General features: G+C 44.6%; 9 protein-coding genes. 5 read left to right on the forward strand and 4 right to left on the reverse strand.

Annotation, left to right across the window (positions count from 1 at the left end; genetic code table 11):
• Positions 1 to 18: 18 nt before the first annotated feature.
• Positions 19 to 843 carry an alpha/beta hydrolase gene (locus tag BQ8005_RS09070; protein WP_021847510.1) on the reverse strand — a complete coding sequence of 275 codons (825 nt, stop codon included), beginning with the start codon at positions 841 to 843 and terminating at the stop codon, positions 19 to 21.
• An 82-nt stretch (positions 844 to 925) separates the two neighbouring features.
• Here BQ8005_RS09070 and BQ8005_RS09075 point away from each other — a divergent pair, with 82 nt between their 5' ends.
• Positions 926 to 2,230, forward strand: a complete 1,305-nt coding sequence (locus tag BQ8005_RS09075) for a hemolysin family protein (protein ID WP_021847509.1) — start codon at positions 926 to 928, stop codon at positions 2,228 to 2,230.
• Between the two features lie 108 nt (positions 2,231 to 2,338).
• Here BQ8005_RS09075 and BQ8005_RS09080 read toward each other — a convergent pair whose 3' ends face one another.
• Together BQ8005_RS09080 and BQ8005_RS09085 are read right to left on the reverse strand one after the other, a co-directional pair.
• Positions 2,339 to 2,938 carry an OmpH/Skp family outer membrane protein gene (locus BQ8005_RS09080; protein WP_075317823.1) on the reverse strand — a complete coding sequence of 200 codons (600 nt, stop codon included), beginning with the start codon at positions 2,936 to 2,938 and terminating at the stop codon, positions 2,339 to 2,341.
• A 32-nt stretch (positions 2,939 to 2,970) separates the two neighbouring features.
• The gene (locus tag BQ8005_RS09085; protein WP_075319077.1) at positions 2,971 to 3,204 is read right to left on the reverse strand and encodes a hypothetical protein; all 234 of its coding nucleotides are present in this window, start codon (positions 3,202 to 3,204) and stop codon (positions 2,971 to 2,973) included.
• Between the two features lie 193 nt (positions 3,205 to 3,397).
• Here BQ8005_RS09085 and BQ8005_RS09090 point away from each other — a divergent pair, with 193 nt between their 5' ends.
• The 4 genes from BQ8005_RS09090 (at position 3,398) to BQ8005_RS09105 (ending at position 9,724) form a co-directional block, all read left to right on the forward strand.
• Positions 3,398 to 4,855, forward strand: a complete 1,458-nt coding sequence (locus BQ8005_RS09090; RefSeq protein ID WP_075317824.1) for an aminoacyl-histidine dipeptidase — start codon at positions 3,398 to 3,400, stop codon at positions 4,853 to 4,855.
• A 15-nt stretch (positions 4,856 to 4,870) separates the two neighbouring features.
• Positions 4,871 to 5,962 carry an endonuclease/exonuclease/phosphatase family protein gene (locus BQ8005_RS09095; protein ID WP_111936065.1) on the forward strand — a complete coding sequence of 364 codons (1,092 nt, stop codon included), beginning with the start codon at positions 4,871 to 4,873 and terminating at the stop codon, positions 5,960 to 5,962.
• A 149-nt stretch (positions 5,963 to 6,111) separates the two neighbouring features.
• The gene (locus tag BQ8005_RS09100; RefSeq protein ID WP_075317825.1) at positions 6,112 to 7,398 is read left to right on the forward strand and encodes an alpha-l-rhamnosidase; all 1,287 of its coding nucleotides are present in this window, start codon (positions 6,112 to 6,114) and stop codon (positions 7,396 to 7,398) included.
• 16 nt (positions 7,399 to 7,414) lie between these two features.
• Positions 7,415 to 9,724, forward strand: coding sequence for a DUF2264 domain-containing protein (locus BQ8005_RS09105; RefSeq protein ID WP_075317826.1), 2,310 nt, complete (start codon positions 7,415 to 7,417; stop codon positions 9,722 to 9,724).
• 94 nt (positions 9,725 to 9,818) lie between these two features.
• On the opposite strand, the gene BQ8005_RS09110 is transcribed toward BQ8005_RS09105, so the two are convergent.
• A complete protein-coding gene (locus BQ8005_RS09110; RefSeq protein ID WP_075319081.1) occupies positions 9,819 to 13,892 on the reverse strand; it encodes a hybrid sensor histidine kinase/response regulator transcription factor in 4,074 nt (1,357 codons plus the stop codon).
• Positions 13,893 to 14,191: the final 299 nt, after the last annotated feature.

Raw genomic sequence — 14,191 nt, forward strand, 5'->3', positions numbered from 1 at the left:
CAGCCAATAAAATCTGGGCTACTTCTGTTTTCCGAAAAATTTCTCAAAAAACAAAATCTGGTAATCAATGGAATTATTCCAATAAGTATTATTATGTGTGCCGGGTCTGGTAATAAAATCGTGATCGATCCCCCGGCCCAATAAACGTTGATGAAGTTCTTTATTCACCTCAAGAAAGAAATCACTCTCACCGCAATCGAATATAATGGCCAAATCACCATTCTCTATCTTGTCTATCTGATTAATGGCTGTATGTTCGTCCCAACGTTTCCTATTGGCAGCATACTCTCCCAGCTGTTTATTCATCTGCCAGTTCAGCGGGAAAGGACGGATATCCACTCCACCGCTGGTACTGCCGGCAGCACCAAATACATCTTTATGACGGAAGGCATTCCACAAAGCACCGTGGCCACCCATACTCAGTCCTGTAATCGCACGACCCTGAGGTGCTGCAATCGTCTTATAATGACTATCCGTATAAGCAATCAATTCGGAAGATACAAATGTTTCATAACGGTATGAAGAGTTCACCGGACTATCCCAGTACCAACTGTTTTTTCCATCCGGACAAACGAATATAATACCTTTTTCGTCGGCTATGGAAGGCAATTGAGGTTTGATATTGATCCATGTCTTGGCATTTCCACCGTAACCATGTAATAAATAAACTACCGGACACGCCTGAGCCCGATCGCCTTCTGCCTTGTCAGGCACAACATAAACAACTTGAACCTCCTTGTCCATGGAACGGCTTTTAACCATTACCGTATCCACCCGTGCCGCCTGTACAGACAACACAACCAAACATAGCAGCATACCTGCCAAAAAGAACTCTTTTTTCATTATTTACAGATGTTTTATTACAAAAGATTACAAAATTGCTCCAAATTTAGTATGTTTGCGGCGAAAACACTTCATTTATTATATGGAATTTATTATCATTCTACTTTTATTAGTATTGAACGGCATTTTTGCCATGTATGAAATCGCACTTGTATCATCCAGTAAAGCACGGCTAGAAACTCTGGTCAGCAAAGGAAACAAACGAGCCAAAGGGGTACTGAAACAACTGGAAGAACCCGAAAAATTTCTTTCTACAATCCAAATAGGCATCACTCTCATCGGAATTGTTTCCGGTGCGTACGGTGGTGCAAATATTGCAGACGACCTGGTTCCACTATTTGCTCTGATTCCTGGAGCTGAGCCATACGCAGCAAATCTGGCCATGATAACCACAGTAGCCGTTATCACCTATCTATCCTTAATTATCGGTGAACTGGTTCCGAAAACCGTTGCCATGAACAACCCTGAGAAATGGGCAACCCGCCTCAGTCCGTTCATGATCGTACTCAGCAAAATTTCCTATCCGTTTGTCTACCTCCTCAGCGCATCCACACGCCTGACCAACCGTCTTATCGGTATGGAAAACAACGAAGAACGCCAAATGACACAAGACGAACTGAAAATGATACTCCACCAAAGCTCCGAACAGGGTGTCATTGACAAAGACGAAACCGAAATGCTAAAAGACGTATTCCGTTTCTCGGACAAACGTGCCAATGATTTGATGACCTACCGACGCGACATCGTCGTGCTCCACCCGACAGACAGTCCTGAACAAGTGCTGAAAACAATCCAAGAACAGCATTTCAGCAAATACCTGCTAACTGACAAAAGCATGGAAGATATCATCGGTGTCGTATCAGTGAAAGATATCATCTTGATGATGGGCAATACCAATCAACGTTTCGACTTGCGCAGCATTGCTCGTCCGGCCCAATTTATTCCCGAAAGCCTTTATGCAAAGAAAGTTCTGGAAATCTTCAAGAAGAATAAAAACAAATTTGGAGTAGTGGTTGACGAATATGGCAACACACAAGGTATCATCACCCTGCATGATCTGACAGAAAGTATCTTCGGCGATATTCTGGAAGAAAACGAAATGGAAGAACAAGACATCGTAGCACGCCAGGATGGTTCGCTACTGGTAGAAGCCTCCATGAATTTGGACGACTTCATGGAAGCCATGGGCATCCTCGATTATGATGATCTGAAAGAAGAAGACTTCACCACACTAAGCGGACTGGCCATGTTCCTTGTAGGACGTGTTCCGAAAGCCGGTGATCTTTTCACATACAAAAACCTGCACTTTGAAATTGTAGATATGGATCGCGGACGAGTAGACAAACTACTGGTCACTAAAGACGAACCGGAAGAAGAAGACATCTAATGTTCCTTATTCTTAAGAATTAGATTTTATTTTCTAAATAACGAATAACCCCATAAAAAAGGGCGGCTCATTTTTGAACCGCCCTTTTTATCGATTACACCAATTTCCTTATTTCTTGGCCGGTGAAGAATAACGTGCATTCAAACCTTCCAAAATTTCCTTTGTAATATTGTAAACGCTATCGGCATACAACAGATTATCAAAACCAGTATTGCTGATAATCATGCTGTAGCCTTTTGTCTTGTTATATTCTTTCAAGAAAGAATTAATAGAATCACGCAGCTGCAAACTGTTTTTTTCATTTTCGCTCATCAGTTCAGACTGCAATTTATTGCTCAGGGCCTGCAAATCTTGCTCCAACTTAGCAATACGATTGTATTCCTGTTGAGCTCTTTCCTGCGAAAGATAAGCATTGTTCTGATATTTGGTCTGGAATTCCTGCTTTTGCTTTTCCAACTCAGAAGCCTTCTGGTTAAGTGTCAGACGTACATTTTCGCTCTTCTTCACCATCGCTTCATTCAGGTCAATGCAGAAATTGTATTTGGCCAACAATGTGTCTATCTCTACATAAGCAATCTTCATGCCTGACAGGCCGGCTTGAGCAGGAGCACTAACCGATTGATTGTTTGTATTGCCTGCACATTGGGAAAACAAAACAACAAAGGCCAAAGCAGCCAAACCGTTCAGGAGGTAATTCAATTTCTTCATAATTTTGAATACAATAATATTTTTAGAATTAATTAGTTCACACTTTCATTCAAGGCTTTTTCCAATTCATCAATGGAAAAACGAGATTTTTTCTGCGCAGCTCTGTCTTGCGACTGAACGCATCCAATGCCTTTCTTACGAAGCGCCTTATTACCGCTTACATGGCCATTAGGAAATCGTCCTCCTTTTACAAAAAAGACCTTTACACCCAACAGAAGCACACAAATAGCAACTATTAACAAAGTTATCAATACAGTCTCGAGCATTTCCATTAATTTTGTGGGTGCAAATATAGGGCTTTGCAAGGACTAAGCCGCCTTTTTTCTTCTAAAAAAAGAAGATGGGTTGGCAGAATAATTCATTATTTAACCATATTTAGCAATATATCGTTCATGCAACAGTCCTTAAGAGAAAGGAAAAACAGATTGCTACAAGGCAAAAACCAAAACAAAAAGAAGTATGGAAAAGAAAAATTTGAAACCGGCAGGAGTGTTCCACTATTTTGAGGAAATCTGCCAAGTACCACGCCCTTCCAAACATGAAGAAAAAATAATAGCTTACCTGAAAGAATTCGGCCAAAAGCACCACTTGGAAACATTATCGGACGAAGCTGGCAATGTGTTAATCAGGAAACCGGCCACACCAGGCATGGAAAACCGTAAAACCGTAGTTCTGCAATCCCATGTGGATATGGTCTGTGAAAAGAATAGCGATGTAAAACACGATTTTATGACAGATCCCATCCAAACCGAAGTAGACGGAGAATGGCTGAAAGCCAAAGGTACAACTCTGGGAGCAGACAACGGTATTGGTGTAGCAACCGAATTAGCCCTTCTGACCGACGATACGATTGAACACGGCCCTCTGGAGTGCTTGTTCACAGTGGATGAAGAAACAGGCTTGACAGGTGCATTTGCCCTGAAAGAGGGATTCATGACAGGAGAAATCTTACTGAACCTCGACTCGGAAGATGAAGGCGAACTGTTCATCGGATGTGCAGGAGGAGTAGATTCTGTTGCTGAATTCAATTACCACGAAATAGATGTTCCAGCCGGATACTTTTGCTGTAAAATTCAAGTAAAAGGTCTGAAAGGCGGCCATTCAGGAGGAGACATTCACTTAGGATTGGGCAATGCCAACAAAATTCTGACTCGTTTCCTGAGTCTTGCTTCTCAAAAATACGACCTTTACTTATGTGACATCGATGGAGGCAATTTGCGTAATGCCATAGCCCGGGAAGCTCATGCAATCATTGCCATACCTGAAAATGACAAACACAGTTTGCGAACCGATCTGAATATATTTGCAGCTGAAGTACAAAATGAATATAACGTCATCGATCCAGATCTACAACTGATCATGGAATCAGAAAACTTCCATGCAAAAGCAATTGACCGCGATACCACACGCCGACTTCTTCAGGCACTCTACGCATGTCCTCACGGTGTATTTGCCATGAGTCAGGACATTCCCGGCCTGGTAGAAACATCTACCAATCTGGCTTCTGTCAAAATGAAACCCAACCATATTATCCGTATCGAAACCAGCCAACGTAGTTCCACGGCCTCCTCGAAACAAGACATTGCCAACATGGTACGTACTGTATTTGAAATGGCCGGCGCAACTGTTACTTTTGGCGACGGTTATCCAGGTTGGAAACCCAACCCACATTCCGAAATACTGGAAGTGGCCACTGCCTCCTATAAACGCCTGTTTGGCGTCGATGCCAAGGTTAAAGCGATCCATGCAGGACTGGAATGCGGCCTGTTCCTTGACAAATATCCGTCGCTCGACATGATTTCGTTTGGTCCTACTCTGCAAGGAGTACATTCACCAGACGAACGTATGCTGATACCAACGGTTCAGAAATTCTGGGATCATCTGTTGGATATTCTGAAAAACATTCCAACTAAATAATTACGGAACAGACGGATGATACTCTTTTTACAAAGACACAGGAAGAATACGAAACCGCGTTTCGCATTTTATTCTTTCTGTGTCTTTGTTTTTTCAAGCTACAGTCTGTTATGCAAGGCACAAAACAATGATACTTTGACTTTCCGCGTAGTCAGTTACAATGTAGAAAACCTTTTTGACACCTATCATGACTCACTAAAAAACGACTACGAGTTTCTACCCGAGTCTGTTCGCCATTGGAACTATTCAAAATACAAGAAAAAGCTGAACGACATCGGCCGCACTCTCATTGCCGTGGGCGAATGGACACCTCCAGCACTAATAGCCCTATGTGAGGTTGAAAATGACAGTGTATTGTATGATCTGACACACTACTCCGTATTGCGTGAAGTCGGATACCGTTATGTGCTGACCCACTCCAACGACGAACGTGGTATTGATGTGGCCTTACTCTATCAACGTGGCTTGTTTAAATTATTAGACAATCACAGCATAACCATCGACAAACCCCGACCATCCGACCGGCCTACACGTGATATTTTGCATGTAAGCGGGATGTTATTGAACGGCGATACCTTAGACATACTGATCGCTCATTTCCCGTCCCGTTCAGGCGGTGCGAAAGAGAGTGAACCATATCGACTAAAGGCCGCCCACCGGCTAAAACAGACAGCAGACAGTATCATCAGCCTTCGGCAATATCCACAGCTACTCATCATGGGAGACTTTAACGACTATCCTCACAATCGATCCATCAAGAAAATCATACAGGCAGAAGCTCTCGTTCCCGGCAATACGCCTCGTAACGATCAGCTATACCACTTGCTAGCCCGTAAGGTCCAAAAGGAGAAAAACTATGGAAGTTACAAATATCAGGGGGAATGGGGATTGCTTGACCACCTTATTGTATCAGGTAATCTGCTAAAGCCCGATGCTCCACTCACTACTAGTGAAGCACATGCTGGAATAGCTCGCCTACCGTTCCTATTGGTTCCGGACAAAAGATTCGGCGGAGTCCAGCCTTTCCGTACTTATATCGGCCCTCGATACGAAGGAGGCATCAGCGATCACCTGCCTGTATGGGCAGAATTTCGACTGATTTACTAAAGAAATGGATCAATTACAGAACGAAAAATTAATCATTCAGATACATAAATGCGTCAATCTGACCTGTTGGAATCGAAATTACCCCTCCACACATTGCGGGTATCATATAATTTTGCGAATATTGCACAAACAATAATCTATAATTTATCATGAAATACGCCATCTTATTACTTACATTCATTATAGGCAGCTTGTCTGCATCAGCTCAACATTTAGTTCAAATAGGAAAAGGTTACAGTTCCACTTCAGTCAACACAACCGTATTCCGCAACAGTTCGCTTGTTACCTTCAAGCAAAATCAATACACAGCCTATTACGACGCCGACGGCTATATGGTTATCGGTAAACGCAAACTAGGTTCCGAACATTGGGAACTTCAGCGTTCACAATACAAAGGTAATGTAACTGATGCCCACAATGTCATCAGCCTAATGGTAGATGGCGAAGGCTATTTGCATGTTGCCTTTGATCATCATGGACAACCGCTGAACTATTGTCGCAGTACTGCTCCCGAATCCCTTGTTTTAGGAGAGAAAGAACCGATGACCGGTAAAGACGAAGCCGATGTCACTTATCCAGAATTTTACCGTCTCTCCACCGGAGATTTGCTCTTCGTCTATCGTTCAGGAGCATCCGGAAGAGGAAATCTCGTATTAAACCGTTATAATTTGAAACAACGTAAATGGCAACGTGTCCAAGACGTGCTCATTGATGGCGAGGGACAACGTAATGCCTACTGGCAACTGTACGTAGATGCCAAAGACGTAATCCATCTTTCGTGGGTATGGCGGGAAACATGGATGGTAGAAACCAACCACGACCTGTGCTACGCCTGTTCATCAGACGGGGGAAAAACATGGCAAAAATCAAATGGCGAAACTTATAATCTGCCCATACGTGAAGCTAATGCAGAATACGCCTGCCGTATCCCCCAAAACAGCGAACTTATCAACCAAACCAGTATGAGTGCCGACACGGAAGGTCATCCTTATATTGTCACCTACTGGCGCGATACCGACAATACCATTCCCCAGTATCGTCTGGTTTGGCATGACGGCATCAACTGGCACAACCGCCCCATCATGAATCGCACACAGGCCTTCTCTCTGAAAGGAGGAGGAACCAAAATGATTCCCATTTCTCGCCCCCGCATTGCAGTAGACAAAGGACGGGCTTTCTTCCTCTTTCGCGATGCTGAACGTAGCAGCAAGGTATCCATGGCCTATACCACTGACCTCAAAAGCGGAGAATGGCAAGTGACTGATCTTACCGACTTCAGTGTCGACGCATGGGAACCCAGTCTTGATACAGAATTATGGAAACAAAACCGTCAGCTTCATGTTTTCGTACAAGAAACCCATCAGGGCGACGGCGAGAAACAAATCGCTTCCGAACCAACTCCCGTATATGTACTCGAGATCAATACCAAACAATAATTAACATACAAAACTTATGAACAAAATTCTTAAAACATTTGCAGCCTGTTTCATTGGACTATTACCGGTTGCAACATTTGCCAAGACTTCCGAGGCCGAACAGGTCCGAAAGATCATTGACAAAGTGAACCAACACTGGCAAGCTGAAAACAAGCCAGAAGTACGTTCTTTCTGGGACAACGCAGCCTATCACACCGGCAACATGGAAGCTTACTTCCTGACAGGCAATGAGACTTACCGTGCCTACTCCGAAGCATGGGCCAAACACAACGAATGGAAAGGAGCCAAAAGCAACGACCGTTCCCAGTGGAAATATTCATACGGAGAATCGGACGAATACGTTCTGTTCGGCGATTATCAGATTTGTTTCCAAACGTATGCCGACCTTTATAATCTGGCACCTGAAGACTATAAAATCAAGCGTGCACGCGAAGTCATGGAATATCAGATGAGCACTCCGCAAAACGACTATTGGTGGTGGAGCGACGGTCTGTACATGGTTATGCCGGTCATGACAAAATTATATAAGATTACTCACAATTCTCTCTATCTGGACAAGTTATACGAATATATCACCTATTCCGACCAGATCATGTTCGACAAAGAAGAAAATCTCTATTACCGCGATGCCAAATACGTCTATCCCAAACACAAAAGTGTCAACGGGAAAAAAGACTTCTGGGCCCGTGGTGACGGATGGGTACTGGCCGGACTGGCTAAAGTGTTGAAAGATCTGCCGGCCGACTACAAGCATCGCGCCTTTTTCGTGGAGAAATTCCAGAAACTGGCTAAAGCAGTAGCTGCCATCCAGCAACCCGAAGGGTATTGGACCCGCAGTATGATGGATCCCGAACATGCGCCCGGCCCTGAAACAAGCGGTACTGCCTTCTTTACTTATGGCATCCTGTGGGGCATCAACAACGGTTATCTGGACGAGGCTGAATACCTGCCCATTGTCAACAAAGCATGGAACTACCTGTCGAAAACCGCTCTTCAGAAAAACGGAGCTGTGGGTTACGTACAACCTATCGGCGAAAAAGCCATCCCCGGCCAGGTTGTTGATGCTAACTCTACCGCAAACTTCGGTGTAGGTGCCTTCCTGTTGGCAGCCTGTGAGTATGTACGTTACCTGGAAGCTCCCAAGACTCAAGACCGTGCTTACTGGTGTGACCTTGCCTACAAGATGGCTGCCCCTATCTTGAGTAATATGTCCAAAGGAGAACTTCAAAAGAACATGATTGTAGAAGTTAGTCCTACATGGGACGGTCGCGACAAAAGGGTAACCTACATGGAAGCTTTCGGCCGTCTGATGGCAGGTATCGCCCCATGGCTTACCCTCCCCGATGACAATACAGCAGAAGGAGCCATGCGCAAGCAATTACGCGAATGGGCTTTGGAAAGCTATGCCAACGCTGTAGATCCACAGAGTCCCGACTACCTACTGTGGCGTAAGGAAGGCCAGCCCCTAGTAGACGCAGCCTATATTGCAGAAAGCTTTCTCCGTGCATTCGATCAGCTGTGGAAACCTTTGGATGACACCACCAAGCAACGCTACATTGAAGAGTTCACGCTGTTACGCCGTATCGATCCGCCATACACTAATTGGCTGCTCTTCTCATCCACTATCGAAAGTTTCCTGGCTAAAGCCGGGGCACCTTATGATGCCTATCGTATCAATTCCGCTATCCGCAAGGTAGAAGAATGGTATACCGGAGACGGCTGGTATGCTGACGGCCCGAGCTTTGCTTTCGACTATTACAGTAGCTATGTATTCCATCCCATGTATCTGGAAACTCTTCAGGCCATGAAAGACGTCAAGGCTTATACACGCATACATTATTCCAAGTATTATGACCGTGCCTTGCGCCGTGCCCAGAAGTACAGCCTGATACTGGAACGCTTCATCTCACCTGAAGGAACCTTCCCTGTCTTCGGACGATCCATCCCCTACCGCATGGCTACCATGCAACCCCTCGCTTTGATGGCCTGGTATCAGGAACTGCCGGCTGGTGTGACCAACGCTCAGGTACGTTGCGCCCTCACTGCCGTCATGAAACGTATGTTTGCCAGCGGCAACAATTTCAATGAAGGTGGTTATTTGACCATTGGATTCAGCGGACGACAGCCCAATATTGCAGACTGGTACACCAACAATGGTAGCTTATACATGACTTCCCTGGCTTTCCTGCCTTTGGGGCTGCCAGCCAGCCATCCATTCTGGACCGATGCCCCCCAGGACTGGACCAGCAAACGAGCTTGGAGCGAACAACCATTCCCCAAAGATCACCATTGGAAGGATGAAATCCGTACGTGGGATTTATTCTGATAATAACAGCATGTAGGGACGCACCACGGTGCGTCCGACCCTTCAGGCACGGATGATACAGATAAATTGTCATCCGTGCCTGAAATATAATATATCACCCCCGGCTCTTCTGCTTCAGATATTCCGAAGGAGCCATGCCATATTCATCCTTAAAGCACTGTCTGAAATAAGCCACACTACTGAAACCGGCTAAGTCTGAGATCTCAGCAATACTATACTCACCACCTAACAGGAGATCCACACTTTTCTTCAACTTCACTTTTCTCACAAATTCGTTGACCGACATATCTGTCAGACACTTAATTTTCCGATAAAGCGTAGAATGACTCATACACATTTTGTCGGCAATGAACCCCACATCAATCTTTTCCATGCTAAGATTTTCTTCAATAATACGGGCTACCTTATCCAAAAACTCACGATCAAGCTTATTCAGTGTGTGATTTCCTTCACCCAGATCCTTTAAAGCCTCTTGAGTGGACGAACCTACTGACGATACAGTCTTTGCAGCAATCAGGGCCGCCAACTTTCTTCTACCAGCCAGCAGATTCTCAATTCTCCGAGTCAATAGACGAGCACTGAAAGGCTTGGCTATAAATGAATCGGCTCCAACGGCATACCCTTCTTCCCGATCCTGAATACTATCTTTGGCCGTCAGCAAAATCACAGGAATATGACTGGTACGCATATCCTGCTTCACACGTTTACAGAAAGCAATACCATCCATAATGGGCATCATAATGTCACTGACAATGACACTAGGTATACGCACCTTGGCAATGTCCCAGCCTTCTTTTCCATTGGAAGCAGTAAGTACCTCATACATATCCTCGAAGGAACTTCGGATATACTCACGGATATCATTGTTGTCTTCTACCACTAGCAGAACGGGACGTGCATCTTCCCCTTCAACCAACGCATCCTTAACAGCAGTTTCAGCTACAGATGTTTTAGCACTACTTGAAACCTCCTGCTTATGTTGTGCATGAGGATATGTATTGTCGGTCAAAAGGCTGAGAGTAAAGCAGCTACCTTCATTCAGTTCACTTTCCACCATGATCTTTGCTTCATGCAAATCGGCCAATGACTTCACCAAGGCCAACCCTATGCCTGTGCCTGAAGCCTGATGCTTGCCTTCCGCCTGATAATAACGATCAAAAATGTGAGGTATTGACTCCGGATCAATGCCGAACCCTGTATCTTTAACCTTGATTTCAGTATAGCTCTGCCCGGCTTCCTCACGTTTGTCGAGAGATAAAGTGATGACTCCCTCAGGCGTATACTTCATGGCATTGGACATCAGATTATTAAGGATAATCCTTACTATTTCGGGATCGAAATAGAGTTCCGTTTCTTCTGTTTCAATCTTCACCTCGATATCGACTCGACTGTTCTGATTCAATTCCTTAAAACCCAAACCGATTTCTCTTACCAACTTCCCAAGATTAGCTTTTTCTATCAGCAATTTCCGATTCTGTGTTTCTGTCTTTCGGAACTCCAATATCTGGTTAATCAACGCCAGCAACCTATTGGCATTGCTATGTATGATACCGATACGTTCCGCATGTTTCTGTGATAGCGACTTATCCGACAGAAGATCTTCCAAAGGTCCGATAATGAGCGTAAGCGGCGTACGCAACTCGTGTGTAATGTTGGTATAGAAACGAAGCCTTTCTGCATTAAGTTTCTCTCCATTCTCCAGCTGTTGGTGCTCCAGACTCAGTTTATTCTCCAAATCAAGTTTATGCTTATAGAAACGCAGAATAAAAAAGAGAATCAGGCATGCTACAGCCACATAGAACAACTTTGCATACCACGCCAACCATAGAGGTGGTTCGATTACCAACGTCAATGAGGCAATATTCTCATCCGTCCAAGCTTGATTTCTCATCCGGGCATTCACCTTGAACGTATAATTTCCGTAGGGCAGATTCCTGAACGTAACCTGATTCTCACCATGCGTATTGTACCAGGAATCATTCAACCCTTCCATCTGATAAATATACTCCACCTGACCTGCTTGTGAGAAATCGGTCACATTGAAGCCAATTCTCAGATTATTGTTTCGATAAGAAAGCTTAATCTTATTCTTAACGATGGGGACCATTACCTCGGCATACTCCGGCCGTAAATCCCCCGTCATACTCCGACACTCAGTAAAGACTACTGGGGCCACCTTGTCACCATTATCAAGAGTAGCAGGATGAAAATAGCATACACCATTCTGCGAGCCAAAATAAATAGTGCCATCAGCTGTCCGACAAACCGATCCGTCCATAAAGTCACCACGGGGAACGCCGTCATGGTAATTATAATTTCTGAACATTCCTGTCGCTTTCTCATAACACGAAATACCATTGTTTGTACTGAACCAAATATTACCTTTCCCATCCTCCTGTATGGCTCTGACATAACTGTTCTCTATGCCGTCTTTCTCTGAAAATATACGGAATCCATTCGGATTGTCTGTCCGTTCAAAAAAGACAAGGCCATTCCTTGTTGCAGCCCAGATTTCGCCACGGCTATTCATAGCCAAATGGGATACAGCATTCGAAGCCATTCCATTGTCCGTAGTCAGACTATAAACCAAATTGCTATGACGGTTCAGAATCTGAACACCCTTACCGAAGGTGCCAATCCACAGTTTTCCCTGCCTGTCACGCAGAATACTATGTACCATATTGTCGGCCAACTGACTGTTAATGCTGTCCTCACAACAGAACCGTCCGCCGACATAGCTGTAGATACCGCTTTCCGTACCAATCCACATCTTGCCGTCCGTATCTTCATGGAAACATCGTACGTCAAGATTAGGGTATCCTTCGGCAATCCGCTCCATGCGCCCCGTTTTGTGGCGATACACTGTCACTCCATCCAGATACATACCCATCCACAAGTCACCTGAACGGTCTCTATAGATAACATTCACATGTGTATTCTTTACGGCTTGCGGCTTCAGCAAATCTTTCATTTTACCCTTGTCGAACACTGCTACTTCATTCTCTCCACCCAACCACAAACGACCGTCCACATCAACATTGATACCCCACACCTGCTTGTTGGTATATTCGCCGTAGCGTTTCTTCTGATAAGGCAACGTCTTGAACAAAGGCTGCTGATGACTGATGACATCCACCCCACCCCGATAATTACCAATCCAGATGTTACCGAAAGAATCTTCGAACAAACACCGCGCATTGGGTGAAGACAAACCATGTATATCGTTTGTCACTACAAGATTGCGGAATTGCACCTGTTCAGGGCGGATAAAAGAATTTTGGCGTAAATCAAGAATGCTGACTCCGCCCATATTGGTACAAACCCAAATGTTTCCATCGCGTGTCTGCCTGATATCGTACACCTGATTGGACAATAGGGAACGGGGATTGTCAGGCTGATTACGGAAGGTCGTAAACTCCTTCGTAACCGGATTGAACAAAGAAAGGCCGTTCTCCGTACCGACCCATATCCGTTCTGCACTATCCATCAGAATGGCATGAACCGTATTACTCGGAATGCTCTTGGGGTCGTCAGTAGAATGGCGGAAATTCTCACAAGTACGTGTCTTCAAGTCTATGATACTGAGACCGTCATTCACGTGTCCCACATAGAGATGACCTTTCCCGTCATCGCACGAAGTCCAGTTACGGCCCGTAAATCCCTTGACATTGGACGTGCTGTAACACTCTATCTTCTTCGTCTTCCGGTCGTAATGATCGATACCCAAATGATAATGAGTAATCCAGACACCACCGTCCGCCGCCATTTTCAGGTCGGTCACGTCGTTTGTAATCAGTCCGCCATATACGTCTAAAGTCTCAAACGTCTGGCTGCCTACATCAAAGATACTGATACCATCGCGCTGCGTTCCTATCCAGATCGTATTGTCTTGCGGCACGGAAAGCAATGCATTATGTTCATTGCCGCTAATCTGTGAATTGTTTCGGTTATAAACAGTGAAGTAACGTCCGTCGAACTTGTTGAGTCCGGACTCTGTTGCAATCCATACACAGCCCTGGTTATCTTGCGTAATATCTACCACATAATTGTTCGACAACCCTTGTTCCACACCCATCCGTTTCAAAATCAAATCGTCCTGAAGTGCACGTGCATTCAAAGGGAAACACCCCAATAATACTATGAGCGATATAAGGTAACCGGTTTTCATCATCATCACACTAAACAGATTAATTGTACCCAGCAAAAATAATGAAATAAGCCGAATAGAACAGTCTTTATGACCATTTTTTCTATCCGTTCTTATCAAAAAGCATGAAATCTCCCACGTAGTGCCATTTATTCAAGATGTTTCACATCCTTCATCCTGTTTACGAGCGTTTCTATTGTGTATGAAGAAGTTTCACCCGTGAAGTTTCACCGTAACCAACTATGTACAAGGCATTTACCGTGAAAGATGCCTATAAGGACGCATGAAACATTGATTTCACAACAATCCTTTGAATTCCA

It is taken from the genome of Bacteroides togonis, assembly GCF_900130135.1.
Classification (GTDB): Bacteria; Bacteroidota; Bacteroidia; order Bacteroidales; family Bacteroidaceae; genus Bacteroides; species Bacteroides pullorum.

What these genes read in the sequence shown, in the direction of transcription:
- BQ8005_RS09100 (WP_075317825.1), top strand. Translation starts at nt 6,112, where the DNA reads ATGAAATACGCCATCTTATTACTTACATTCATTATAGGCAGCTTGTCT.
- BQ8005_RS09095 (WP_111936065.1), top strand. Translation starts at nt 4,871, where the DNA reads ATGATACTCTTTTTACAAAGACACAGGAAGAATACGAAACCGCGTTTC.
- BQ8005_RS09075 (WP_021847509.1), top strand. Translation starts at nt 926, where the DNA reads ATGGAATTTATTATCATTCTACTTTTATTAGTATTGAACGGCATTTTT.
- BQ8005_RS09090 (WP_075317824.1), top strand. Translation starts at nt 3,398, where the DNA reads ATGGAAAAGAAAAATTTGAAACCGGCAGGAGTGTTCCACTATTTTGAG.
- BQ8005_RS09070 (WP_021847510.1), bottom strand. Translation starts at nt 843, where the DNA reads ATGAAAAAAGAGTTCTTTTTGGCAGGTATGCTGCTATGTTTGGTTGTG.
- BQ8005_RS09105 (WP_075317826.1), top strand. Translation starts at nt 7,415, where the DNA reads ATGAACAAAATTCTTAAAACATTTGCAGCCTGTTTCATTGGACTATTA.
- BQ8005_RS09110 (WP_075319081.1), bottom strand. Translation starts at nt 13,892, where the DNA reads ATGAAAACCGGTTACCTTATATCGCTCATAGTATTATTGGGGTGTTTC.
- BQ8005_RS09080 (WP_075317823.1), bottom strand. Translation starts at nt 2,938, where the DNA reads ATGAAGAAATTGAATTACCTCCTGAACGGTTTGGCTGCTTTGGCCTTT.
- BQ8005_RS09085 (WP_075319077.1), bottom strand. Translation starts at nt 3,204, where the DNA reads ATGCTCGAGACTGTATTGATAACTTTGTTAATAGTTGCTATTTGTGTG.